Annotated in this window: 19 protein-coding genes; 10 read left to right on the forward strand and 9 right to left on the reverse strand. The window is 43.1% G+C overall.

Annotation, left to right across the window (positions count from 1 at the left end; translation table 11 throughout):
• Positions 1-234: 234 nt before the first annotated feature.
• On the forward strand, positions 235-897 hold the full coding sequence (locus AC0L46_RS08800) for an NAD(P)H-binding protein (RefSeq protein WP_473503005.1): 663 nt from the start codon (positions 235-237) through the stop codon (positions 895-897).
• Between the two features lie 73 nt (positions 898-970).
• Here AC0L46_RS08800 and AC0L46_RS08805 read toward each other — a convergent pair whose 3' ends face one another.
• A complete protein-coding gene (locus AC0L46_RS08805; protein WP_473503007.1) occupies positions 971-2,284 on the reverse strand; it encodes an ATP-binding protein in 1,314 nt (437 codons plus the stop codon).
• A gap of 284 nt (positions 2,285-2,568) precedes the next feature.
• Between AC0L46_RS08805 and AC0L46_RS08810 the strand changes: the two genes are divergently transcribed.
• The 5 genes from AC0L46_RS08810 (at position 2,569) to AC0L46_RS08830 (ending at position 9,373) form a co-directional block, all read left to right on the forward strand.
• Positions 2,569-3,729, forward strand: coding sequence for a DNA cytosine methyltransferase (locus AC0L46_RS08810; RefSeq protein ID WP_473503009.1), 1,161 nt, complete (start codon positions 2,569-2,571; stop codon positions 3,727-3,729).
• A 69-nt stretch (positions 3,730-3,798) separates the two neighbouring features.
• On the forward strand, positions 3,799-6,768 hold the full coding sequence (locus AC0L46_RS08815) for an ATP-binding protein (protein ID WP_473503011.1): 2,970 nt from the start codon (positions 3,799-3,801) through the stop codon (positions 6,766-6,768).
• On the forward strand, positions 6,761-6,913 hold the full coding sequence (locus AC0L46_RS08820; protein WP_473503013.1) for a hypothetical protein: 153 nt from the start codon (positions 6,761-6,763) through the stop codon (positions 6,911-6,913). Before AC0L46_RS08815 ends, AC0L46_RS08820 begins: the two co-directional genes overlap by 8 nt.
• A gap of 23 nt (positions 6,914-6,936) precedes the next feature.
• A complete protein-coding gene (locus AC0L46_RS08825) occupies positions 6,937-8,544 on the forward strand; it encodes a response regulator receiver domain (RefSeq protein ID WP_473503015.1) in 1,608 nt (535 codons plus the stop codon).
• Positions 8,545-8,620: 76 nt separating this feature from the next.
• Positions 8,621-9,373: a DUF3800 domain-containing protein gene (locus AC0L46_RS08830; protein WP_473503017.1), complete on the forward strand. Its 753-nt coding sequence runs from the start codon at positions 8,621-8,623 to the stop codon at positions 9,371-9,373.
• A 177-nt stretch (positions 9,374-9,550) separates the two neighbouring features.
• On the opposite strand, the gene AC0L46_RS08835 is transcribed toward AC0L46_RS08830, so the two are convergent.
• Entirely contained in the window at positions 9,551-10,417 is an 867-nt protein-coding gene (locus tag AC0L46_RS08835) for a YicC/YloC family endoribonuclease (protein WP_473503019.1), read from the reverse strand.
• Between the two features lie 164 nt (positions 10,418-10,581).
• Between AC0L46_RS08835 and rph the strand changes: the two genes are divergently transcribed.
• The 3 genes from rph (at position 10,582) to AC0L46_RS08850 (ending at position 14,520) form a co-directional block, all read left to right on the forward strand.
• Positions 10,582-11,301, forward strand: coding sequence for a ribonuclease PH (rph, locus tag AC0L46_RS08840; RefSeq protein WP_473503021.1), 720 nt, complete (start codon positions 10,582-10,584; stop codon positions 11,299-11,301).
• 172 nt (positions 11,302-11,473) lie between these two features.
• Entirely contained in the window at positions 11,474-13,879 is a 2,406-nt protein-coding gene (locus AC0L46_RS08845; RefSeq protein ID WP_473503023.1) for a bifunctional diguanylate cyclase/phosphodiesterase, read from the forward strand.
• 131 nt (positions 13,880-14,010) lie between these two features.
• Positions 14,011-14,520, forward strand: coding sequence for a hypothetical protein (locus AC0L46_RS08850; protein WP_473503025.1), 510 nt, complete (start codon positions 14,011-14,013; stop codon positions 14,518-14,520).
• Positions 14,521-14,618: 98 nt separating this feature from the next.
• Here AC0L46_RS08850 and ushA read toward each other — a convergent pair whose 3' ends face one another.
• The 7 genes from ushA to AC0L46_RS08885 all read right to left on the reverse strand — a co-directional run bounded on the left by ushA (position 14,619) and on the right by AC0L46_RS08885 (position 23,262).
• Positions 14,619-16,223, reverse strand: coding sequence for a bifunctional UDP-sugar hydrolase/5'-nucleotidase UshA (gene ushA / locus AC0L46_RS08855; RefSeq protein ID WP_414682173.1), 1,605 nt, complete (start codon positions 16,221-16,223; stop codon positions 14,619-14,621).
• 275 nt (positions 16,224-16,498) lie between these two features.
• Complete coding sequence (locus AC0L46_RS08860) at positions 16,499-17,608, reverse strand: ABC transporter ATP-binding protein (RefSeq protein WP_414682174.1); 1,110 nt, start codon at positions 17,606-17,608, stop codon at positions 16,499-16,501.
• Between the two features lie 83 nt (positions 17,609-17,691).
• The gene (locus AC0L46_RS08865; protein ID WP_473503027.1) at positions 17,692-18,594 is read right to left on the reverse strand and encodes a carbohydrate ABC transporter permease; all 903 of its coding nucleotides are present in this window, start codon (positions 18,592-18,594) and stop codon (positions 17,692-17,694) included.
• On the reverse strand, positions 18,587-19,516 hold the full coding sequence (locus AC0L46_RS08870) for a carbohydrate ABC transporter permease (RefSeq protein ID WP_473503029.1): 930 nt from the start codon (positions 19,514-19,516) through the stop codon (positions 18,587-18,589). The genes AC0L46_RS08865 and AC0L46_RS08870 overlap by 8 nt, the downstream gene beginning before the upstream one ends.
• Positions 19,517-19,606: 90 nt before the next feature.
• Positions 19,607-20,854, reverse strand: coding sequence for an ABC transporter substrate-binding protein (locus AC0L46_RS08875; protein ID WP_473503031.1), 1,248 nt, complete (start codon positions 20,852-20,854; stop codon positions 19,607-19,609).
• 217 nt (positions 20,855-21,071) lie between these two features.
• Complete coding sequence (locus tag AC0L46_RS08880) at positions 21,072-22,538, reverse strand: ATP-binding protein (RefSeq protein ID WP_414682178.1); 1,467 nt, start codon at positions 22,536-22,538, stop codon at positions 21,072-21,074.
• Positions 22,528-23,262 (reverse strand): response regulator, encoded by a 735-nt coding sequence (locus AC0L46_RS08885; protein ID WP_317005465.1) that lies wholly within the window; start codon positions 23,260-23,262, stop codon positions 22,528-22,530. Before AC0L46_RS08885 ends, AC0L46_RS08880 begins: the two co-directional genes overlap by 11 nt.
• 239 nt (positions 23,263-23,501) lie before the next feature.
• Here AC0L46_RS08885 and AC0L46_RS08890 point away from each other — a divergent pair, with 239 nt between their 5' ends.
• The gene (locus AC0L46_RS08890) at positions 23,502-24,473 is read left to right on the forward strand and encodes a carbohydrate kinase family protein (protein ID WP_414682179.1); all 972 of its coding nucleotides are present in this window, start codon (positions 23,502-23,504) and stop codon (positions 24,471-24,473) included.
• Positions 24,474-24,519: the final 46 nt, after the last annotated feature.

Below are 24,519 nucleotides of genomic sequence, written 5' to 3' on the forward strand. Positions count from 1 at the left end.
CTAACTGTTCAAAACTCATAAAGTGGATGAATTTTAAACAATCATGCCTGATTTTAGAACGAAACGATAGTTACTAAAACAAAGCTTACCTTCTTAACTTTATTCGTACTTATCTGAATCTGCAATTTTTTACTTATATAATATTAAGATTGTCTCAGTGATATAGAGAAACTGAATACAAGAGCCGTTGTTCTTTTGTTTTAATATTAAAAACGACCGAGTGCAGGATTTACCATGAAGCAAAAGATAGCCTTGATAATTGGCTCAACTGGATTAGTGGGTAAGCAGCTGACGCAACAGCTTTTACTTGATGAGAAATATAAGACTGTTCATATTTTTGTGCGACGAGAAATCGCGGCTGATACATATCAAGACCCAGAAAATAAGCTGCAAATACATCTGGTTGACTTCGACGATATTGCTCAATGGCAAAGCTTGTTGCACGGCGATGAGCTTTTTTGTTGCATAGGCACAACACTCAAACAGGCTGGCAGTAAGTCTGCGCAGCGCAAAGTGGACCTTGAAATACCAACAAAGATTGCTCAATACGCCAACCAAAATGGCGTACAAAAAGTCGCGTTAATCTCCTCTGCTGGCGCTAATCCTGAATCGGCTTCTTTTTATCTGCGCTTAAAAGGCCAACTGGAACAAAATCTACAAGCCTTGAATTGGAAACAGATAGCCATTGTTCGCCCTTCTTTCCTTGAGGGTAAACGCGACAACCTTAGATTCGGTGAACAACTCGCCATTTCTTTGTACTCAGTATTGAAGTACATCCCCATCATAAAACGCTACCGTCCAATCAAAGCAGAACAAGTTGCAAAACGCATGCGAGAACTGCTCAGCCGTGAACGAGCTGAGACTCTAATCATTGAAGAGCTTGAGCAATTGTTTTAGGTGGAGCGTTAGTAAGCTTCTTACTTTTTCAGAATAACTTAGAGCCCAGAAATGTTTATTAATATAAAGGCTGTTACCATCTCTGTGGCAAATACTGTGTGAAATATAATGGCATCACAATATTAGTGTGTTCTAGTGCAGAGGAGCCTTGTGTGCCTGTGAGTTTGAAGGTCTTACTTGGCGAGCATTTTTCAATGTAGGACGCTAGCGACTTAGCTCGTGTGCGCTTGCCGCTTTTCACCTCGACCGGGATGATGTTTCCCTCATCTGTTGCTAGTACAAATTCAATTTCAGCACGAGCATCATTCCACGAGTAACTTGGGTCAATACCAATGGCTGTGAGCTCTTGTTGTACAAAGTTCTCGGCTATGTAGCCTTTGTACTCATAGTTTTGTTGTTTAATTTCTTTATAGCCACTGCCCAACATGTGATTGAGCAAACCCACATCTAACAGAAACAGTTTAACCATATTTTCTTTTTTATAGGCCGCTAGAGGCGATTTTGGTTGTCCTTCAATAGGATAGTTTGCCAATGCCAAGCGGCAGCATTTTAGCCAATGAATCGCTGTTTCAAAATCACTGTAACGAGACTTACGCTCATGCACATTTTTAAATTTAAAGCGTTTAACAGACTCATCAGCAACCAAAGATAATTGTGCAGGAATACCATTGAATACAGATTCAATCAGCGTTGCGTCTATTTTGCCTGCGTACTTACCAAAATCACGGCGATAGCCTTCGACTAAATCAGCATGAATTTTAGAGACCTTTTCAACGCGTTCTAAAATGCTCGATTCTTTATATTGATTCCAAGCCGAAACTGCCTCAGGCATGCCTCCAGTGAAAAAGTAATCTGTCAGCTTATCCATTAATTTCGCATGTGCAGCCGAAGAGTCTGTTTGATTATCAAACGCTTTGATCAGAGCTTGTTCATTAGAAGCATAAAGAAACTCTTGGAAAGTTAATGGGCGCAAATTGTATTGCTCTACTTTGCCAACAGGAAAGGTACCCAATAAACCAATGTTCGAGCCGCTGGCTGCGACAAAATAGGATGGCGCTTTTTCGGCAAAATACTTTAATGAAGTAACAGCCCGCTCACATTCACCAATTTCATCTAAGATCAGCAGGTCAGTTTCTGGGTTGAACGCCTGATTGGTCAGCAACTCAATGTTCATTAACAACTCATCTGGCGAAAGTGAACCATCGAAAGCTACTTTGTAATCAGGGTTTTCCAGAAAGTCGATACGAAGGACGTTGGCAAAAGTGCTGCCAAACAGGGTTTGTAACAGATACGTTTTACCTGTTTGCCTAGCCCCATCAATCAATAAGGGTTTGCGTGTAGGTTGGTTTTTCCATGCCATTAAAGAGTCGAGTAAAGTGCGCTGCATTGTTTTGTCCGCCTATCAAGATCATAAAACTGCTTATATAATAATCTGAATTACACTTTTGTGCGCATAAAATTGTTACGTTTTACATTTTTATGCGCGTAAAAGTGTGACTGTTCGCTGATGTAGTTAAAAACCTAACAGTAGACTACAAAAATACCGATTAACTTAATTAGGGAAAATATTTTCCTATAGAAAAGTTAACTTATAGGTAATAGCGTTATTAAGTTATGACAATAAGCTGACCTTACGTATAATTGCGGTATTTTTAGATTTGCGAATTTACGATGGCACGAAAATTAACGGCAATTGATTTATTCTCAGGAGCGGGCGGCTTTTCACTTGCTGCACATAACGTCGGTATTGATGTACTTGCTGCCATAGAGTTTGATCAAAATGCCGCTGAAACTTATCAAAAGAACCTAGTTGAACGGCTAGGTGCTCCGACTCAAGTATTTGCTCAAGATATAACGAAAGTCGATATCGACTCGATTATGCGCTACCAAGGTATTAAAACTGGCCATTTAGATATTCTGTTAGGCGGCCCCCCATGCCAAGGATTCTCATCTCATCGCATTAAAGACTCAGGTAAAAACGACCCAAGAAACGCTTTACTCATTCGTTATTTTGATTTTGTAGAGCTCTTTAAACCTAAAGTATTTTTAGTCGAAAATGTCCCCGGCTTATTATGGCCTCGCCATGAAAAATACCTTAATGATTTCCTCAACCTTTCTAAAAAACATGGCTATCAGGTCATTACTGGTGCGCCATTGATTTTAAACGCTCGAGATTATGGTGTTCCTCAGAATCGCAGACGCGCTTTCATTTTTGCTGTCCGGAATGACGTTATAGAAAACGACATTGAATGGCCACCGAAGCCGACACATTACAAATTAGGCAGCTCTCAATGGTTAACATCCTCATCTGTTTTTGAAGAACCGAATGTCTCTACGCTTAATAAATTCAAACGCCGCTTAGAAGAAAAGTTTGGTTATTCTAAAGAAGAGTCTGATAAAACAATGACATCTTTAGAGTGGGGTGAAAGTATAGACTCAAAAGATCCATGTAATTTAAATATGGTTCATTCTGCAGCATTGACTCAAGTTTTTAAAAATACACCATTATTGGGTGGTAGGGACGAGTCGGGGCGAGAGTTAGATTGTCATAAAGACTACAAAGGTCATAAGGATGTATATGGTCGTATATTTCCACATCAGCCTTCCAACACAATTACGACAGGATGCAACAACCCTTCAAAAGGGCGTTTTGTGCATCCTTGGTTGCCACATGGAATAACGTTACGTCATGCTGCTCGCCTACAAACCTTTCCAGATGATTACATTTTTACAGGTGGGTCAATGGCGATGGCGAAACAGATAGGCAATGCAGTACCTATTAAACTAGGGGAAGCCCTCTTATCAGAAATTACTAAGTTGTTAGCAACTTAATAAACCCTATACTTTCTTTGATTGTAAGATAGAGGTATTTTTAAAGGATTATATTCAGGAAGATGAGCAATGGCATCACCAGTTACGTTTCAAACAAGAGCAAGAACCATAGACCATTTAGGTCGTGAACAGATAGCAGATTGTCCTACCGCTATATCTGAGCTTTGGAAAAATGCCTATGACGCTTATGCCAAGCATGTTGAACTGCATTTATTTGATAGTGATATCAAAGTAGCTGCTATTCTTGATGATGGTCATGGGATGAACCGTCAAGAGTTCGAAAGTAAGTGGTTAACCGTTGGTACAGAATCTAAAACCAATGGTTTTGAAATTCCTATAGAAGACCGTAATGGATTACCTATTAGGCCTAAGCAAGGGCAAAAAGGCATTGGTCGTCTTTCCTCGGCAGCATTAGGCCCACTTTTATTATTAGTTTCAAAACGTAAAAACGAAGACTTTGTAGCCGCTTTGATTGACTGGCGGTTATTTGAAAACCCCTTTCTTTATCTTCACGATATTCGTATTCCTATTACTGAGTTTTCTAAAGCGTCAGCTCTTATAGAAGAGTTGCCTGCATTATTTGATCAAATGATGGGCAACATATGGGGCGATGTAGACGATTCAGCCCGAAACCAGAGATTGGCTGAAGCTTGGAAAGCCTTTTCCGAGCAGGAAGAAAAAGATGGAAAAGACGAAACAACTCAAAAGCAGATTGAAAATACCTTAATAAAAGAGGTTTTTTCTGAAGAGCAGCTAAATAAATGGTCTGTTTATCAAGGTGAATCTGAGCATGGAACTGCCATGTTCATCGCAGATATTATCTATGATCTTGAAGTGCAGCTTTCGACTATTCCACTTTTAGAAGCGGATGAATCTGAAAAATTAACAAGAGAGCGCTTTTTCCAAACTTTATCTAATTTTACCGATCCTTTTTCTCAAGGTTCAGAACCTATCGCCAGTGACTTTAGCTGCTTAGTGCGCGGTTGGCGTCAAGGTGTGCCATTTGATCTGGTCAGTGAAGACCGAGAGTTTGACTTAAAGAACCTCGAAGACCTTGAACACATTCTAGAAGGTCATGTAGATGAAGAAGGCTATTTTCATGGTCGCCTTAAAGTGTTTGGGGAATGGATTGAAAATTATACGGTGAAACCAAGAACCGCTTACAAGGTTCGTGCAGATTCATCATTTGGGCCATTTTATTTAAGAGCTGGAACGTTTGAGCTACAGATTGGTAGTACTTCTTTGTCTGAACAACAACATGCATTTTTCAAAGAACAAGCTGAGAAGTATGGAGGCTTTCGCGTATATCGTGATGGCTTGCGCGTTATGCCTTATGGAAGGGCGGATAGTGACTATTTCTCAATAGAGGAACGCCGGTCAAAAAATGCAGGGCGCTATTTTTGGGCAAATCGACGTATGTTTGGAAGGGTGTCAATATCAAGAGAAAATAACCCAAACCTGAAGGATAAAGCTGGGCGTGAAGGTATTATTGAAAACCGTGCAGCTAAACTCTTCCGTGAAATCGTTGAAAATATTTTAGAAGATTCTGCCTTGAAGCATTTCGGTAGAGAGTCTGATAATAGAAAAGCAACTATAGACAATATAAAAGAGCAAAAAGCTTTAGAAAAAGCGGATGCAGACCGTAAAAAGATTCAATCCAAAGAGCGTTCTCGAATTCGTAACTCCATTAAGAAGAACCTTAACCAGCTCATTTCACATGTTGATAAGCTAGCTGAGTTAAAAGAAACATTTGAAAGTCGTTTATCGCTTAATTCGATTGATGAAATTCAAAAACTAAAATCTGAAGTTGATGATTTTAATGACACAACACATGCATTTTCATTAAGCCCTATTCCTACTAATTTAGGGCGTTTGGAGGATGATTATCGTGGCTATCGTAAACATGAGCTGGCTGCGAAAGATTTAGTGAAAGAATTAACTTTTGTTGTGAATAAAGCATTAGCGGAATCTACTCAAAAGTCCGATTATGAAAAAGCCTCTGAAGTATATCGCAGTAAAGTAGCCAGCCTTAATAGCAGCATTACTCGTTATGCTGCACAGGGTAAGGCGATGCTGGCAAAGCAGCAGCAAGAGTTTGATGAGTTGATCAAGCACTGTCGTGAGCAATATAAGCTTGCTGTAGAAGAGGACTTAGAGGACTTAAAGCTTGAAAAAGGCTCTTTGAACCTAGTGCTCGAAAAGCTGGATGATACTCAAGCCAAAGTAGAAATTGAGAATGCCCAGAAACTCTCTCCATATGTCACAGCGCTGGAGCGTATTAGCGAAGAGATAGATTTAGAGAATCTTGCTGTTCATAGTATGAACCAGACAGAAAAGTACCGAGAAGAGGTAACACGGCTTCACTCACTAGCTCAGCTCGGTATTACTGTTGAAATCATCGGTCACGAGTTAGAAGGGTTAGATCAAACCATCGAGTACGGTTTGAGAAACCTTAGCTCGGATGGTTTAACGGAGAGGCAAACCGCATTGCTAGAGAGTGCCTCTCATGCTCATCAGTCTCTCACCGAACGCTTACGCTTCTTATCGCCACTCAAGCTGTCAGGAAGAAAAACCATTGAAAGAATTAAAGGTTCTAAGATAACGGAATACCTGCAATTGTATTTTGGTGAAAACTTTGAAAAAGCGAATATTACCTTCGAGACGTCAAAAGCTTTTGATTCGATAGTTATTCAAGAAGTGCCTGCGCGCATCTATCCTGTCTTTATGAACTTGATTAACAATTCCCTCTATTGGTGTCAGCGTGGTGATAGGGGTGACAGAAAAATTGTTTTAGATATTAAAGATGGTGAGGTTTACATCTCAGATACAGGTCAAGGTGTTGATCAAGACGATTATGATCAGCTTTTCACTCTTTTCTTTACCCGCAAGCAGCGAGGTGGCCGTGGAGTGGGGCTATATCTATCGAAGCAAAACTTACAAGCTGGCGGCCATAAAATCCGCTATGAAACACGCCCTGAAAAAAAACTATTATCAGGTGCTAATTTTGCTATTGAGTTTAAGGGACTAACGCATGAGTGATACGGCAATAACTTATCAAGATCTAATCAAAGAAGCATTTGTTGATCCTATTCGGAATGTCACAGTTATTGATGATGAATACCCTACGTTAAAGGAGTTATTAGATAATTCAGGTGGTAGTAAAGTTGCGAAAAAAATAATATAGACCGGTTAAAAAAAATATCTGAAATGTGTCATAACACACACAATTGGAGCTTAGATGTTTTTGATGGGAAGTCACCCAAAATTGGAGATGATAATTATATACCTGAACATTTGAATCACAGTGATTTGCTCATACTTGACTATCACTTAGATGGAGAAGCAACCTCAGACAATGGGGAGAGGGCAAGGAATATAATTAAGAAACTGGATTCAAATAACCATTTTAATATTATTCTTGTTCATACAAAGGGTGTGGGTGAGAGTGATATAAAAGAGGTTTATGAAGACATTCTCTTTGATTTACACGAAGTCAAGCAACCGGAATTTCTTACTGTTGAAGCTGGAGTTGTAGACAATATAGAGAGTTGGCTAGATGATAATGGTGATGGTACTGGTTATAGCTGGTTAAATCGTGATATAGCATTTGATAAAGCTGAAATTTTGAAATTATTAGAATGTCAGAATAGTAGAGCAGCTCTTAGCATTCGAAACCCAAATCATATTTTTCATTCGAGCCTAAGAGAAATAGAAGCAATAGGTAGAGACTCAGGTATAAGCTCAGATAACTGGGTTAAGTGGCGTTTATTAGAAATTTGTAAGAGTCTAAGCATAGAGTTTAGTGATACATCCAGAGACAACCTTTCTTGGGACTGGGGCGGCATAGAATCAGGAGTTAATTTTATAGCAACCGGAAGGGTTTTTGTTTCTGTTATTCGTAAGGTGTCGGATGATCCAGAAGAAGAGCTTCACCAAGCAATGTGTGACGCCTTGAATAAGTACAATGCTTCTCCTATGCATTTGTTGATGGCTAAAATTCGTCATGAGATTGATGAACGAGGCTTTGAACAAGCCCAAAGTATTCTTTCTAACAGGCCTGCTCAGGCTGGGTGGTTATATACTTTGTTATCTCAGCAAGCAGATACTGTAATCCATGATAAAGCGATCGACCTTCATTGGGAACAACTGGGAAGGGCATCTAAAGATTCGTTAAGAGCCTTTTCTCAAAAAATATCAGGGGCTTTATCGAGTCAATATGATGCTAAAAGTGCGGTTAAAAACTTTTTTAGGGAATGTATAAAGAGTTCTGATGAGTCTTGTGGGCACCTAAATGCTTTCACGTGCTCTATGCCTGTTGTTGGAAGTCACCTGAATACAGGCAGCATATTATCTTTTGATGGTGAGTATTGGATCTGTTTGACTCCTGCATGTGATTTAGTTCCAGACCAAAAAGCGAAACGATGGCAAGATAGAATAGGTAAAGACCCCCTTGCACTGAAAGCGGTAAAGTTACATGACGTCACATTATCTACTGCAAATGGAAAGGCAAATTCTAATGAATATATTTACCTCAATTTAGACGACTCTACTGCATTGAAAGTGTTTTCATTTTTTGATGGTGGTAGCCCAACATGGGACACATTTTATGCGCTTAATCAGGGGCGTTTTGCAGACGGCACTACGCTAGACTTAGCGCAAGTTAGAGAGAAAGAGGGCGTTTTAAGCATCAATAATGTTAAAGCTCAGGTCGTTTCCGAGCTTCGTTATGAATACGCGCTTAATCTTTTACAACGATTTGGCGCTAACCAAACAAGAGTTGGCCTAGATTTTATCGAGAAAAAGAGTTTGTGGTGATTTTCTGATTTACTCTAGATAAATCAGGTCAGGAGGCAATGTAATAAATCGAACCATATAAAGAAAGGATTCTATTATGCCAAAGTTCAGTGATTTTGTTGTTTATGTTGACGAGAGTGGAGACCATAGTCTCACCTCGGTTAACCAAGATTACCCTGTATTTGTGCTGGCTTTTTGTATCTTCTATAAAGAGCATTATCTCTCTAATGTGGTTCCTCAGTTACAGCGTTTGAAGTTTGATTATTTTGGACATGATTCTGTGATCTTACATGAACACGAGATCCGTAAGGAGAAAGGCGATTTTACTGTGTTCAGTAATCGTTCAGAAAAGAATGCATTTTTAGAACGTTTGAGTAATATCATCGACCATAGTAATTTCATTCTAGCCTCTTGTGTGATTGAAAAGCATAAAATTCACACTCATGAAGAATCAGAGAATCCCTACCATAAGGCATTGAAGCACTGCTTGGAGACCCTTTACGATCTTGTTATAGAGAAAGGGCAGGCAGAGCGAGAAACGCACGTTATTGTAGAGTGCCGAGGTGCCAAAGAAGACGATGAGCTTGAATTAGAATTTCGTCGTATTTGTGATGGAGAAAATAAATATCAGCGTGATTTGCCCTTTAAAATTCGCATGGTTTCGAAAGCATCAAATTCAGCAGGGTTACAATTAGCGGATTTAGTGGCAAGGCCAATAGGGCGATATGTCATTAATCCCCAGCAACCAAATAGAGCTTTTGATGTATTACGTTCTAAGTTTTATTGTGAAGGCGGTCGAGAAGAGGTTGGTCAGGGTTATGATCAATGGGGGTTAAAGCATTTCCCATAAAGAAAGAAGCGTTAATTGGAATTTTTCAGACTCCAGATAGCGAAAAACCCCGATGCACTCACCGAGGTTTAGACGCCGATCGGGCACTCCCAATCCACTTGATGTGATTATAGTCAAAGGTATATTAATACATCAAGGTATACCGCAATGTTTTTGAATCAAACTTCTTATTTGAAATCACTCAATATTCTGAATCTGTTCTCTCATTTGTTCGATTAAGACCTTCAATTCCACGGCGCTTTGTGTGGTTTCCACTACGATGGATTTGGATGAAAGTGTGTTGGCTTCGCGGTTGAGTTCTTGCATGAGGAAGTCGAGGCGGCGGCCGATTGGGCCTTTTTGTTGTAGCTGTCGGCGGACTTCTTTGGTGTGAGTCGCTAGGCGATCCAGTTCTTCGGCCACGTCGGCTTTTTGTGCCAGTAAGACGATTTCTGCTTCCACGCGCATTGGGTCGAGTTCCACTTTCGCGGCTTCCAATTTGTCTTGTAAGTTGGCTTTTTGCGCGGCGATGATCTCAGGCAGTTTGGCTTGGACGTCTACGACAATTGCGTCGATAGAATCTAAGCGTTGCTCGATGATGTCTTTTAGTTGTGCGCCTTCTCGCAAACGCATGTCGATCAATTCATCAACACTCTTTTGGAAGAGGTCTTTGACAGCTTTTTTCATAATCTCTGCGTCTGTGCCTGTGTCACTCAATATGCCGGGCCATTTTAAAATATCGAGAGGATTCACTGGATCAAGGTCTTTGAACCAAGTGCCTAGAGTGTTGACTGCGTTAGCAAGGGCTTGGGCGTTTTCGGCATTGATGTTTAGGCTGGTGGCGGCTTTGTCTACAGCTTGGAAGCGTAGTTGGCATTCTAGTTTGCCTCGGTTGAGTTTTTTGCGCAGCACATCACGAAAGGCGAATTCTAGCTCGCGGAAGTTATCTGGTAAACGAAAGTTGGGTTCCAAATAACGTTGGTTGACTGAGCGAACTTCCCAGCTAATGGTGCCCCAGTCGTATGTGGCTTCTTGGCGTGAAAAGGCGGTCATGCTTGCTGTCATATCGAATACCTAAATAGAAAAAATAAGCGACATTGTAACGTATTGGAAAAGGCGACGACACTTTCCCTTATTGCGAGGTTTTCCGGTGGCTTGGGGGCGCAATTTTGTGTGGCTTCGTTATAATGACGGCTTTACAACTCGGTTAATAAATAGAGAGAAGAACTATGCGCCCAAGCGGAAGAGCGGTCGACCAATTACGTCCATTGAAAATCACACGCAATTTTACTAAACACGCAGAAGGATCTGTGCTTATTGAGTGCGGTGACACTAAGGTGATTTGTACGGCGACGGTTGTTCCTGGTGTGCCGCGTTTTTTGAGAGGCAAAGGCCAAGGTTGGATTACAGCGGAATACGGCATGTTGCCTCGTTCAACTGGCAACCGTATGGATCGTGAAGCGATGCGCGGTAAGCAAGGTGGTCGCACGGTTGAGATTCAGCGTTTGATTGGTCGTTCTTTGCGCGCTGCTGTCGACTTAAAGAAACTTGGTGAAAACACAATCACGATTGACTGTGATGTGATTCAAGCTGACGGCGGCACGCGTACTGCGTCTATTACGGGCGGTTTTGTGGCCTTGGCGGATGCGATGCGAACTTTGGTTGAGAACAAGAAGATCAAAGCGAACCCAATTGTGTCTCAAATCGCTGCGATTTCCGTAGGGGTTTATAAAGGTGAGCCAGTATTGGATTTGGATTACCCAGAAGATTCTAATGCCGAAACGGACATGAACGTGATTATGAATGACAAAGGCGGTTTCATCGAGATTCAAGGCACCGCAGAAGGCGAAGCCTTCAGTGATCAGCACATGATGGGTATGTTGGCTGTGGCGCGTAAAGGCATTGCTGAAATCATCGAAGTACAGCGTGCGGCCTTGTTTGAAAAGTAACGAAAGAGCATTAACTAATTAGTTCGTATAGAAAATCTAGCTTCGGCTAGATTTTTTTGCCTGTTGGTTTGCTTCTTGCTTATGAAAGAATATTAAACCAAACGACTTTTCCGAGGTATGCTAGATTTAAGTAGGGTGGCGAGTTACTTCTACAAAAAATAAATGGAGTACTATGACAGCGCATCGAAAAAGCCTTTTCTACAGTCAAATTAAAAAGGCCTTGTTGTTTCTATGTTTGATACTTTTAGCGATTAGCGGGTTGTCTATTGGAGACGATTGGCAAAAGCGAAAGGTTGCCTTGCAGAAGCAGATTTTGTCCTCTCTGCACAGTGTTGAGTACTTTGCATCGGAAGCTGTGGTGTTTTCCGATGTCACTGCGGCTGAAAACGTTCTAAAAGGCTTAATGTTCCATCGTGGATATTATGAAACCAAACTAGAAGACGCGGAAGGCAAGGTTTTAGCTAGCACTTATCGGCCATTGGCTGAGGTCTCTACTCGTTGGATATCCGATGCGCTCCTAAGAGGCCTGCCGAAAGTTTTTGCCATGGAGTTGATCGTTGATGACTACTCTGTGGGTCGGCTTGTGGTGCATGTTGATACGGCAGAGCTCGTGACTGGCTTTGTACAACGCAATATTCGTGGTTCAGTGGTGGCGTTCTTTTCAGCTATTCTATTGGGCGGAATGATCTTTCTGTTGGTGTACTTTCAACTTTCTCGACCTCTATTCCGACTAACCAACCAGCTGAGCGTGCTGGATGAAGCTGAAGTCGAGCCAGAACAATTTCAGTTTAAAGAGGCCGCCCGAAAAGATGAATTAGGTATTTTGGCGCAAACCATAACGGCTTTGTGGCATAAGCGACGAAAAGTAGAAGTGGAGCTAGAGAAAAGTGAAGCCTATTTCAAGGCGGTTGTGCACCAATCCAGTGAATCTATGCTGCTGACTGACTTGAAAGGCAGAATTTTAGACACCAATGACCAAGCTTCCCGTTTATTGGGTTACGACACAGACACACTGCTCACGCTTAATATCCAAGACATTGATCCAAAGCAGACACCAGATTTGCTTAAACAATGGTCTGAATCCCCAACCGAAGAAGCAAGCACTTATGAAGCTGATTACTTTAGGAAAGATGGAGAGAGCTTCCCGGTTGAGGTATGCGGAAATATCATCATTTTAGATCAAGAAGAGTGCTTTTTAGCGTCTTTTAGGGACATTACACGACGTCGGAAAAGCGAAGAGAAAGTAAAGTTTTTAGCCTATTACGATACGTTGACCAGCTTGCCAAATCGCCGTTTTCTGAATCAGAACTTAGAAACAGTGATTACCGATGCGCGTATAAAAGGCCATATTGGTGGCTTAATGTTTCTCGACTTAGATCGCTTTAAGAGCATTAATGATTCCATGGGGCATCATGTCGGCGACTCGCTTTTAGAGGAAGTTGCCAAGCGTATTGTTTCTTGTCTTACCGAGCCTGAAATAGCAGTGCGAATTGGTGGAGATGAGTTTGTTCTTTTACTTCCTGTTTTGGGGAAAAGCCATGAAGAAGCTCAGCATCAAGTCTCGCAGCTGGCAGAAACCTTGCTCTTTAAACTGTCGCAGATATACCGTTTAGACGAAACCGATGTGTTTATCTCCGCGAGTATTGGTATCAGCTTGTTTCCTGCTGAAAATGAAAACGATACGCACATACTTCGCCAAGCGGATACCGCCATGTACGACGCCAAGGTAAAAGGGCGTAATCAGTACTGCTTTTATCGACAAGAAATGCAACAGGAAGTGGCGGAAAAGCTGGCGCTTGAAAAAGCATTACACGGAGCGATCAGTAAAAATGAATTCTATTTGGTGTATCAGCCGCAGGTTAACTCAAATGGGCAATTGATCGGTTTCGAGACACTTTTACGTTGGTTTAATGATGAACTTGGGCAAGTGCCGCCAAGTCGCTTTATTCCCGTCGCAGAAGAAACCGGTGTGATTGATGAAATCGGTGGTTGGGTTTTAGACCGTGCTTGTCAGCAATTGAAAAGATGGCAGGAACAAGGCTTACCGCCGCTGTTTGAAAGTATTGCGATTAATATCAGCCCTTATCAATTTGCCAAAGAAAGCTTTGTCGATACGGTAAGTAGCACCATCGAGAAATACCAAATTGATGCCAGCTTGTTGGATCTCGAAATTACCGAAGGCATGCTGGTGGAAAACATGTCTTCTGTGACGGAAAAAATGAGGCAGCTTAAGGCATTGAATATTCGTTTCTCCATCGATGATTTCGGCACAGGTTATTCGTCATTGCGTTATATTCAGCATTTCCCATTGACTCAATTGAAAATTGATCAATCTTTCGTCCGAGATCTCACTGGTAGCAGCAGTAATAGCTCCATTATTAACACCATCGTTTCTATGGCGTCTCACATGCAGCTCTCTGTTTTGGCGGAAGGCGTAGAAAGTTTGGAAGAGAAAGTCCTTCTCGATCAAACGGGTTGCTCTCGCTATCAAGGTTATTATTTCTCCGTTCCTCTTAAAGAAGACGCCGTAAGCCAGTGCTTAGGCGCGGATATTCGCTTCCCTTTAACGAGTTCATAATTCCGCTCTGTGGCGCTAAATGTCAGTCATTGTGATTGTTTTTGCGCCTCACAACTCTCCTTTTGTTTGCGATTATTTGTCTGTTACTTCGTAGAAAGTCTCTATTCATAATAAAAATAAGGAGAAACAGAGTGAAGAAGCAGGTGAGTATTGGGCTAATAGGTTTTGGGTTAAGCCTTGGTGTGCAGGCTGCGGAGCTTGACGGTAAGTGGGTTTTGCAAGATGCGGGCAATACGCAAGCAACCTTAGATGAAGCCGTTGAGAAAGTAGCACAAGAGATGAATTTCTTTATTCGTGCTTTGGCTCGCCCCGTATTGAAAAAGCAAACACAGATTTGTGAGTCGTGGACATTTGGCGTGCAAGCCGATCAATTCCAATGGCAATGCGATGACGCCGAAATGGATGAAATACCGCTTACAGCGCAAGGTGAGGTGGTTGAGGTTGACGAAGAAGGTATAGAGATCTCCGGTACTTTCCAGCAAACGGATGATGCTGTCGTGATTGTGCTTGAGTCAGAACGCGGTAAACGAACGAGCACTTGGCAGAAAGTCTCAGACCACGAATTGTTGTATACCGTGAAGTTAGAGTCTGAAAAGTTGCCCACGCCATTAACTTGGACGTTGAATTACCAAAAAGACTAGCGAGATTTATACGGTTTAACTTTTTCTAGACATAAAAAAATCCCCCAACAGAGTGTCCTCTGTTGGGGGATTTTTATGAGCGAAATGCTCGTTTGCTATTAACGCTTAACAGCACCTGTAGGAGCGAATTTCGCGCCATCAAGTGGGTAGTTATTTTTGATGTATTCCACCAAAAGATCTGCATCAACATAACCAGAGTTTACATAGTTAGGGTGATCGATCACTTTAGGGTAACCATCGCCACCTGTTGCTACATAGCTGTTGATCGCAATGCGGTACGTTTTAGCAGCATCTAGTGGGCTTCCATCAACAAGGATGTCTGTTGCTTTGCCGTCTTTCAATGTGAGTGAAACACCACTGAATTGAGCGAATGCGCCTGTACCAGCTTGTTTAGCGGCAACGGCAGAAAGGTAATCTGTTAATTCAGCTGCGGTGAAATCAACATAAGAAACCATGTTGCCGAAAGGTTGTACTTGCAGAACACTCTTGTAAGTGATGATGCCTTTTGGCATGTCGTCACGGATACCACCAGAGTTCATGATGCCGATATCAGCGTTCACTTTTTCCTGCATTGCAACGGCAATCAAGTTACCTAGGTTGGTTTCTTGGTTACGAACAACGCTACGCTCACCAATGAAATCTGCGTTAGAGAAGCCAATTTCTACGTTAAGCTCTTCCTGACCTTTTTCTTGGAAAGGTGTTAGCATTTTTAGCATTTCAGCGTCTTGTGCGATTTCGTCTTGAATGTAAACGCGAACTGAGTTGCCTTCAGCGTCTTTTACTTTTTTCTTCAAGTTCACAGGAATCAGTTCGTAAGTGGAATCTACGATGTCACCGTTTTTGTAGACGAAGTCTAAACGGCCAACGTATTTACCCCATTCGTGTGCTTGCAAAATAAGCGTGCCATTTTGCTCATCAGGCTCGAACAATGGGTTTTGAGAGTGACCACCAACAACCACATCAATACCAGGAACAGCGCGGGCTAGCGCAACATCACCAGGCGCGTTACCGCCGTGGTTACCATTTGCGTAGTGACCCATATGGGTTACAGCAATAACAAGATCCGCTTTTTTGCGTAGTTCAGGAACCAATGTTGAAGCAACTTCGATTGGAGATTCAATTTTGATGCCTTCTAGGTATTCAGGGTTACCTAGTTTTACTGTGTCGTCTGTTGTGAAACCAACAACCGCTACTTTTAGGTCGTCTACTTGGAAAATCTTGTAAGCATCAAATAATGGCTTACCTGTTTTTTCATCAAGAATGTTTGCTGATAGGAAAGGGAAGCCAGCCCATTCTTGCTGTTGTTTAAGAACAGAAAGAGGGTTGTCGAATTCGTGGTTACCCAATGCCATTGCGTCGTACTTAAGCATGTTCATGCCGCGGAAGTCTGGCTCTGCGTCTTGAAGATCAGACTCAGGAACACCTGTGTTGATGTCACCACCAGAAAGTAATAAAGAGTTGCCATCATTTAATGCGACTTCTTCACGAATGTTATCGATCAAGGTTTTACGAGCAGCCATGCCGTATTCGCCATTGCTGTTTTGCCAGAAACGACCGTGGTGGTCATTGGTGTGCAAAATTGTCACACGGTATTCTTTGTCTTCTTCCCAGCCTTGTTGAGGTCCCATGACCGAACAAGCTGTAACAGACAGGGCAACACCCGTCAGTGCAAGGTTAGTGATAAAACGCTTTGTTACTTTCATATTTAGGGTTCCTTATCGTATCTAAAAATCGATAACTTTTTGTTTAGCCAGTTCCATAGCGGCATTTTCACAGTCATGTAAACGGCAGTTGTATAGAAATGTATCTTATATTTGTTACAAGTTCGAGAGACTGTGCATAAATTTTGACCATTTGTGCAGCAATATATGCTTTTTTGAGTAAAAAAATGCCCGCTTACAACATGATTGTCGCAAACAGGCATCTTTTGTTTTGATTTAACGTGTCGTAAAAGTGCTTTTATAAAAACACGTCTTAATCACTTATCAAGGCGTTGTCCTGTGCTCTGGTCGAATACCACTGCTTTAGACGTATCGAACATCATTTTGATAATGGCGCCAGCCTCGGCAGGATACATAGGATTAGAGCGACAGTTAATTTCAGCATCACTGACACGAGTCAAAATCATAGTATCGGCGCCCATAGGTTCTGTGACTTCTACTTCGATCTCTGTTGTCGTCACAAAAGGTTGGCCTTCCTTGTGCGGCTGAGGTTCGGTAATCATTTCTGGACGCAAGCCCAATAACACTGTTTTGCCGACGTAATCTTCCAATGCTTCGGCTTTTGGAAATGGCAAAGCGACATTTGATGTAGTGGCTAGTTCTAACATTGGCTTGCCGTCTTGAGAGATGACTTTTGCCGGAATAAAGTTCATCGCAGGTGACCCCATGAAGCCGGCAACAAACAAGTTAGCCGGGTTGTCGTAAATTTCCTGAGGTGTGCCTAATTGCTGAACTTCACCGTCTTTCATAACCGCAATACGATCGGCCAAGGTCATGGCTTCGATTTGATCGTGAGTCACATAAACTATGGTTGTACCAAGTTTTTGGTGAAGTTTTTTGATCTCTGTGCGCATCTCAACACGCAACTTGGCATCAAGATTGGAAAGGGGTTCGTCAAACAAATAAAGCTGAGGACGACGAGCCAAAGCGCGCCCCATGGCAACACGCTGACGCTGGCCACCAGATAATTGCGCTGGTTTGCGATTCAGAAGATGGCTGATTTGCAGCATTTCAGCAACCCGTTGTACTTCTGCTTGGCGTTCTTCTTTTGGCACTTTGCGCATTTCCAAGCCAAACGAGATGTTTTGCTCGACCGTCATGTTTGGGTACAAGGCATAAGATTGAAACACCATGGCGATGTCACGATCTTTTGGCGTTGTATAAGTCACATCTTTATCGGCGATTAAAATACGACCTTCTGTTACATCTTCAAGCCCTGCGATTGAGTTCATCAAGGTGGATTTACCACAGCCTGATGGACCAACGAGAATCAAGAACTCTCCAGTTTTAATAGAGATATTAATGCCTTTTAAAATCTCTGTGTTGCCGTAGCTTTTTTTAACATTTTCAATGACGAGGTTTGCCATGTTATTACTCCAAATTTTGTCTTTGGCTTACGCTGTGAAAGCGAAAAGGCGTAAGCGCTTATTATTCTTATTCGTTGGTGGAATTAACCTTTCACTGCGCCTGCTGTTAAGCCACGGACAAAGTACTTTCCTGCAAAGATGTAAACGAGCAAGGTGGGCAGTGCGGCGATAATGGCAGCGGCCATGTCCACGTTATATTCCTTGCCACCAAAGCTAGTGTTCACCAAGTTATTCAACGCGACGGTAACCGGCTGAGTTTCAAACCCTGAGAAAGCCACGCCAAATAGAAAGTCGTTCCAAATTTGCGTGAACTGCCAAATCACAGTAACGACAATAATCGGTGTCGAGACAGGCAAAATAATGCGATAGAAAATCGTGAAGAAGCCTGCGCCATCAAGACGAGCAGCTTTTACTAATTCCCCTGGAATGGATTGATAAAAGTTACGGAAGAACAGGGTGGTAAAAGCCACACCGTAAACCACATGCACAAACACCAAACCGGTTGTTGTATTCGCAATGCCTAACCAACCCAATGTGCGCGCCATTGGTAGCAAAATTACTTGGAAAGGAATGAAGCAACCAATCAACAAAGCAGCAAAGAACAAGTCGCTACCACGGAATTTCCACAGGGAAATCACGTAACCATTGATCGCGCCCAGCAAGGTTGAAATCAATACTGCTGGAATAACGATTTGGAACGAGTTCAAAAAATAAGGAGAAATACCGCCGCAGCTACTGCCAGTACAAGCGCCAGACCAAGCTTTTACCCAAGAGTCGAAATTCAAGGAACTTGGCAAGGAAAGTAAGGTGCTAGTTCGAATTTCTTCCACGTCTTTTAACGAAGTGATTAACATGACGATAAAAGGTACGAGATAGAAAGCCGCCACCGTGATTAATACTGTGTACAAGGCGACACGTAATACTTTATCCAGAGCCGATGTTTTGCGGCCAATAGGTTTTATATTCACAGAATTAACCTTACTCATGGCGTTCACCTCGTAATTCTGAGTACAAATAAGGAATCAATATCGCTAATACACATCCGAGCATCACCATTGCCGAGGCCGAGCCTAAGCCCACTTGGCTGCGAGTAAAGGTGTGCGCATACATGAAGTTAGCTGGCAAATCAGACGAGTAACCTGGGCCGCCATTGGTGAGCGCAGCAACCAAGTCGAAACTCTTAATGGCAATGTGCGACAGAATCACCAAAGCACTGAAGAAGACAGGTTTCAGCGAGGGTAAAATAATTCGGCGATAGGTAGTGAAAGTACTCGCACCATCAAGGTGAGCGGCTTTAATTAAGTCGCCATCCACACCGCGTAATCCCGCAAGGAATAGCGCCATGACAAAGCCTGACGCTTGCCAAACCGCTGCGATAACCAAGCAGTAAACCACCATGTCGGGATCGGCAAGCCAGTTAAATTTGAAATCTTCGAAGCCCAAATCCACCATCATTTTTTCGATGCCATTGGTTGGGTTTAATAGCCACTTCCATGCCGTACCTGTCACGATGAAGGAAATCGCCATTGGGTAAAGGTAAATGGTTCGGATAGCACCTTCGGCACGAATTTTTTGATCGAGAAAAATGGCTAATACAACGCCAAGAAACAAACAAATGATAATAAACAAACTGCCGAAGACACCCAGATTGGTCAGTGCCACTATCCAGCGGTCGTTGTTGAATAAACGCTCGTATTGATCGAAACCGACGAATTTATAAGACGGCAACATACGAGAGTTGGTGAAAGAAAGAATGGCGGTCCAAATCATATAACCGTACATGCAGACCAAGGTGATGATCACCGTCGGCGCCATGACAATTTTCGGCATCCAGTCCGCTAAGCTTAGGCGCGCAGGGCGTCCTGACCTAGTCTGATTTGGCTCAGAATGGGTGGCTTTACTATTCATAATCGATGCTTCACTACAGGGAGAAACGAGGAGGCTGGCGAGAGGGCCAGCCTCATGAGCTTACTGCAAACTAATGTTGCAGGTTTCGAGCTACATGCTTGCTTTAATTGCGCGAGCTAGCTTGTCTACGGCTTCTTCAGATGTCATGGACTCATCGTTGAAGAAGTTCGTTACAACGTCAAAGATGGCGCCTTGAACCATAGAGTTCACAGCCATGCCGTGCGCCATACTTGGCACCAAGTTGCCAGTCGCAGAGCTTGCTAAGAAAGAATCCATTGCTGAATGAGCGCAAGTATCGAACTTATCGCGAGGCATGTTCAAGCGAGTCGGGATAGAGCCTTTGTTCAAGTTGAAGGTTTCTTGGAACTTAGGTTCAAGAATCAAACGAGCAAGGTCTTTTTGAGCGGCTTGCTTTTCTTTTCCATCAACCTGAAACATAGCCAGTGAGTCGATGTTAAAGGTGAAGGCATCGCTGGTGCCTGGTGCTGGGTAACAAACGTAATCTATGCCTGCTTTTTTACCTGCAGCCGTAAATTCACCTTTCGCCCAATCGCCCATGATTTGGATGGCGGCATCACCATTGATAACCATAGAGGTTGCAATGTTCCAATCACGGCCAGAGAAGCCTGGGTCAACGAATTCACGCATTTGCTTGAAGGTATCAAACACATTGATCATGTCTTTGCTGCGTAAGGTGTCTTCTGTCAAATCAATGAAAGCATCGCTATAGAACTTAGAACCTTTGGAAAGCGCAATGGCTTCAAAAAGCGTCGCGTCTTGCCAAGCTTGGCCACCGTGAGCCAGCGGAGTGAAACCAGCGGCTTTGATTTTCTTTGCTTCAACGATGAATTGTTCCCAAGAGGTTGGGATAGACGCGCCAGATTTGCGGAAGACTTCAGGGTTTGCCCACATCCAGTTTACGCGGTGAACGTTTACAGGCGCAGCAACATAATGACCGTCGTATTTCATGGTGTCGCTGACAACACGAGGCAATACTTGATCCCATTGGCTTGCTTTAGCGACATCATCAAGATTGGTTAGGAAACCGAGGTCGCCCCACTCTTGAATAGTTGGGCCTTTAATTTGAGCAGCAGAAGGAGGGTTGCCAGCAATGGCGCGGGATTTAAGAACTGTCATTGCGGATTCACCGCCACCACCTGCGACTGCGAAGTCTTTCCAAGTGTGACCAGCTTCCACCATTTCTTCTTTAAGTACATTGATCGCAGCGGCTTCACCACCAGATGTCCACCAATGTAGAACTTCTACTTCACCTGCGTGACTTGTTGACGCAGCGATAGAAAGAGCAACAGCGCTTAAACCGAAAGCAATTTTTTTCATGATAGTGACCTTTTTTATTGTTATGTCGTCTAGCCAATGACATAGAGTGCATTGACGTTGCGTTAATCATTTCGATGCAGCAAGTTGAATATCAACATAAGCATACAGTCGAGTTACAGAATTTAGCAAAGGATTGATTGGTACGGGGTAAAGTAGAGCAACCTAATGTAACGAAGTCTTGCATTGGCTGTATTAATGCAAGACTTCACAACAAAGCTTAATGGCGAGGCAGTTTAATTGTGGCTTCTAAACCTTGCTGAGGATGATTGCTTAGGGTTACTTCGCCGCCGTGAGCGCGAGCAATGTTGCGTGCGATGCTCAACCCTAATCCCATGCCGCCAGGATGGCCGGAATGATCGGGTGTGAGGCGCGTATAAGGCTGGAAAACCTTATCTATCTTGTCGCTCGGAATGCCGGGGCCTTGGTCACAAATTCGGATACAGACTTCATCTTCGTTATCTTCAATGAAGACCGTGGCGGTTTTGCCGTAATACAAGGCATTGTCCACGAGATTGCCTAAGCAGCGTTTAATCGCCAGAGGTTTGCCGATAAAGCTGTGTTCCAATTCGCCAATAACGGTAAGCCTTTCGCCGTTAATATTGACCGCATATTGCATGTCTTTCAGCATTCTCGAAATATTCACTTCGATACGATTTTCATGAATATCCGTTTCTTTTACGCTTTGTAGCGCCCCTTTTACCAGCATGTCCAAATCTTCTAAATCACGAATCATGGCTTCTCGGACGGTATCGTCGTCGAGCATTTCAGCTCGCAGGTGTAAGCGTGTGATAGGTGTTTTGAGATCGTGGGAAATGGACGCAAACAACCTTTCTCGGTCGTTTAAATAACGCTGAATACGTCGCTGCATGTCATTAAAGGCTTTTGCAGTATTACGCACTTCCACGCTGCCGACTTCTTGGATGGGTTCGGAATCGCCTTGTCCAAAACGCTCAGCCGCACGAGCCAAGGACGCTAATGGACGAGTGACGCGGCGCAAAATCAGAATGCTTAGCAACAACACTGTGATGACAGACATGGCCATGGAAAACAGGCGTTCGCCACTCAGGGCAGACGTGCCATCGAGGAAATAAGGGTCGGGCATTAAGCTGGCAAGATACAGCCAATCCGTTTCATTGATGGGAATTTGAATCACAATAATCGGCGGTGTAAGCGGTTTGACCAATAAACTGTGATGTCCCCATCGTTCAGGTAAATCCGCAAGGCGAGTGTGATTGTTGATAACGTGCAAATCACTTGGGCTCGAAAAGGCGATTTGCGCATTTTGAATACCAAGTTGTTTGATTAAGGTAGATTGCACTTCGTTTTTCACAATGTCTTTAAGTGGTGAATCTGGAATCTGATTAATCAAGATTTCTTCTTTGTTTAAAGTAACAAAGAAGCGAGTTCCGCCCATGTCTTGCAGCTGATCAATGACAATATGACGATAGTTGGTTGGTAAGGATTTGAAGTAACTGACGGTTGCTGCGATACGAAACGCCATGTGCTTGGACACTTCTCGGACATTTTCTTCAGTGTCGGATTCTAATTGGCGTAACCAAATGGTGGAGCTGATGAATTGCGCGCTGGCCACACCTAACGCCATGATGATGAGAAGCTGCCCAGTTAATGACTGCGACCAGCGCTTTATGCGCGAAATTTGGCTTTCTGGCCCGTTAGCTGACATGGTTAATGGCTTCAACATCAGACGTTAAAATATAACCTTGGCCACGAACGGTTTTAATCAATTGCGGGTGGCGCGCGTCTTCTCGTAAACGCTGACGCAGTCGGCTGACATGAACATCAATAAAACGGTCGAGCGGGGCGCTGTCTCTTCCTCGGGTATTTTCCGCGATGTGTTCTCGTGTCAGCACTTCTCCCGGATGGCTTAAAAACAACATGAGCAAGTTGTAATCCGCGCCCGACAAGGACTCTTTTTCATCGCCTATGTGTAATTCTCTGGAAATCGTGTCTAAGGTGAATTGAGCGAAATGATAAAAGCGATGGGCAACAGAAGGGGCTTCAATGACTTCTGTGTGTTCCATACGTCTGAGAATGGCTTTGATTCTGGCCAATAATTCGCGAGGGTTAAAAGGCTTGGCAAGGTAATCGTCTGCGCCAATTTCCAAACCAATAATACGATCGGTTTCATCGGAATTTGCTGTCAGCATAATCACAGGAACTTGAGATTGTGTGCGCAGCGAATGACATACAGAAAAGCCATCTTGCCCCGGAAGCATGATGTCTAGGATAACCAGATCAATCTGCTGCGACGCTTTGAAATTCTCTAAAAACGCTTCGCCTGAATCGGCTGTGAATACTGTGAATTGATGTTTCTCTAGATAAGTCTTGAGCAGAGAGCGAATCTCATCGTCATCGTCCACAACATAGATGCATTTGGATTGGGTCATACGTTTTCTCAAAAAGTTTTAATTATTATGTGTCTTTGAGTCTAGCAATAAAGAAACTGAGGGTGAACCACATGCCTCTATATAGTTTGCATTACGAAAAAGTGGCTCATGGCTTTAAAAAGACACAAAACTTTAAATAAATTAAATTGATTTAATATCTCTTGCCCTGCATAATTTTTAGCCTAACCTTATTTATACTTGCACGGCATGCGGCTGTGTACCAAACAGAGAGCAAAACAATGACAACAAAAGTGATGGCATTTGGCGAAGCCTTAATCGATTTCCTATCTAATGGCGCGACTCAGGCCGGAGAGCTTGAATCTTTTACGAAGTTTCCTGGTGGCGCACCAGCCAATGTCGCCGTTGCTGTGGCACGTTTAGGCGGTAACAGCCATTTTGTTGGGCAAGTAGGCGATGACGCCTTTGGTCACTTTTTGAAAACATCTTTAGACAGCTACGGTGTGAATACTGACAACATGCTGATGACAACAGAAGCCAAAACCGCTTTGGCGTTTGTTAGTTTGGATCAAACGGGTGAGCGTAGCTTCGAATTCTACCGCAGCCCTTCTGCCGATATTCTATTCCGTGAAGAAGACTTTAACGACGCTTGGTTCACTCAAGGCCAAGGTGTTTTCCACACTTGCTCGAACACATTGACAGACGCTGACATCACTAAAGCTACGTTGGCTGGTGTTCGTATGGCGCGCGCGGCGAATTGGATTGTGAGTGTCGATGTAAACCTTCGCACCAACCTTTGGCCAAATGGCCAAGTAGACACTCAACGTGTTATCGATTGGATGCAAAGTGGTGATGTTGTCAAAGCCAGCTTAGAAGAATTGGAAGTGTTGGCGGAAGACCCATTTGCTCTTATTGACCAATCATTGGCGGCGGGCGTGACATTGTTTGTCTTAACTGACGGTGGTAACTCGATTCGTTTCTACACGGCAGAGCAGGGCGAAAACACAGTTGTCACACCAAAAGTAGAAGTGAAAGACACAACGGCTGCAGGCGATGCATTTGTTGGTGGTTTGCTTTACAAACTGGCGGCACAAGGCGGTGACCAAGCTTCTTTGGCTGCGTTATCGAATCAAGCTTTGATTGATATCGTGCGCTTCGCGGCCGCATGTGGCGCAGATGCTGTCACCAAACTTGGCGCGTACCCATCTTTGCCATCATTGGCAGAAGCGGAAGCACAATTAAGTCGTTTTTAAGATTCGGCGCATGAACAAGCCAATCATTGTGATCAAGCAGTGGTTG

It is taken from the genome of Marinomonas sp. 15G6-16, from assembly GCF_055809555.1.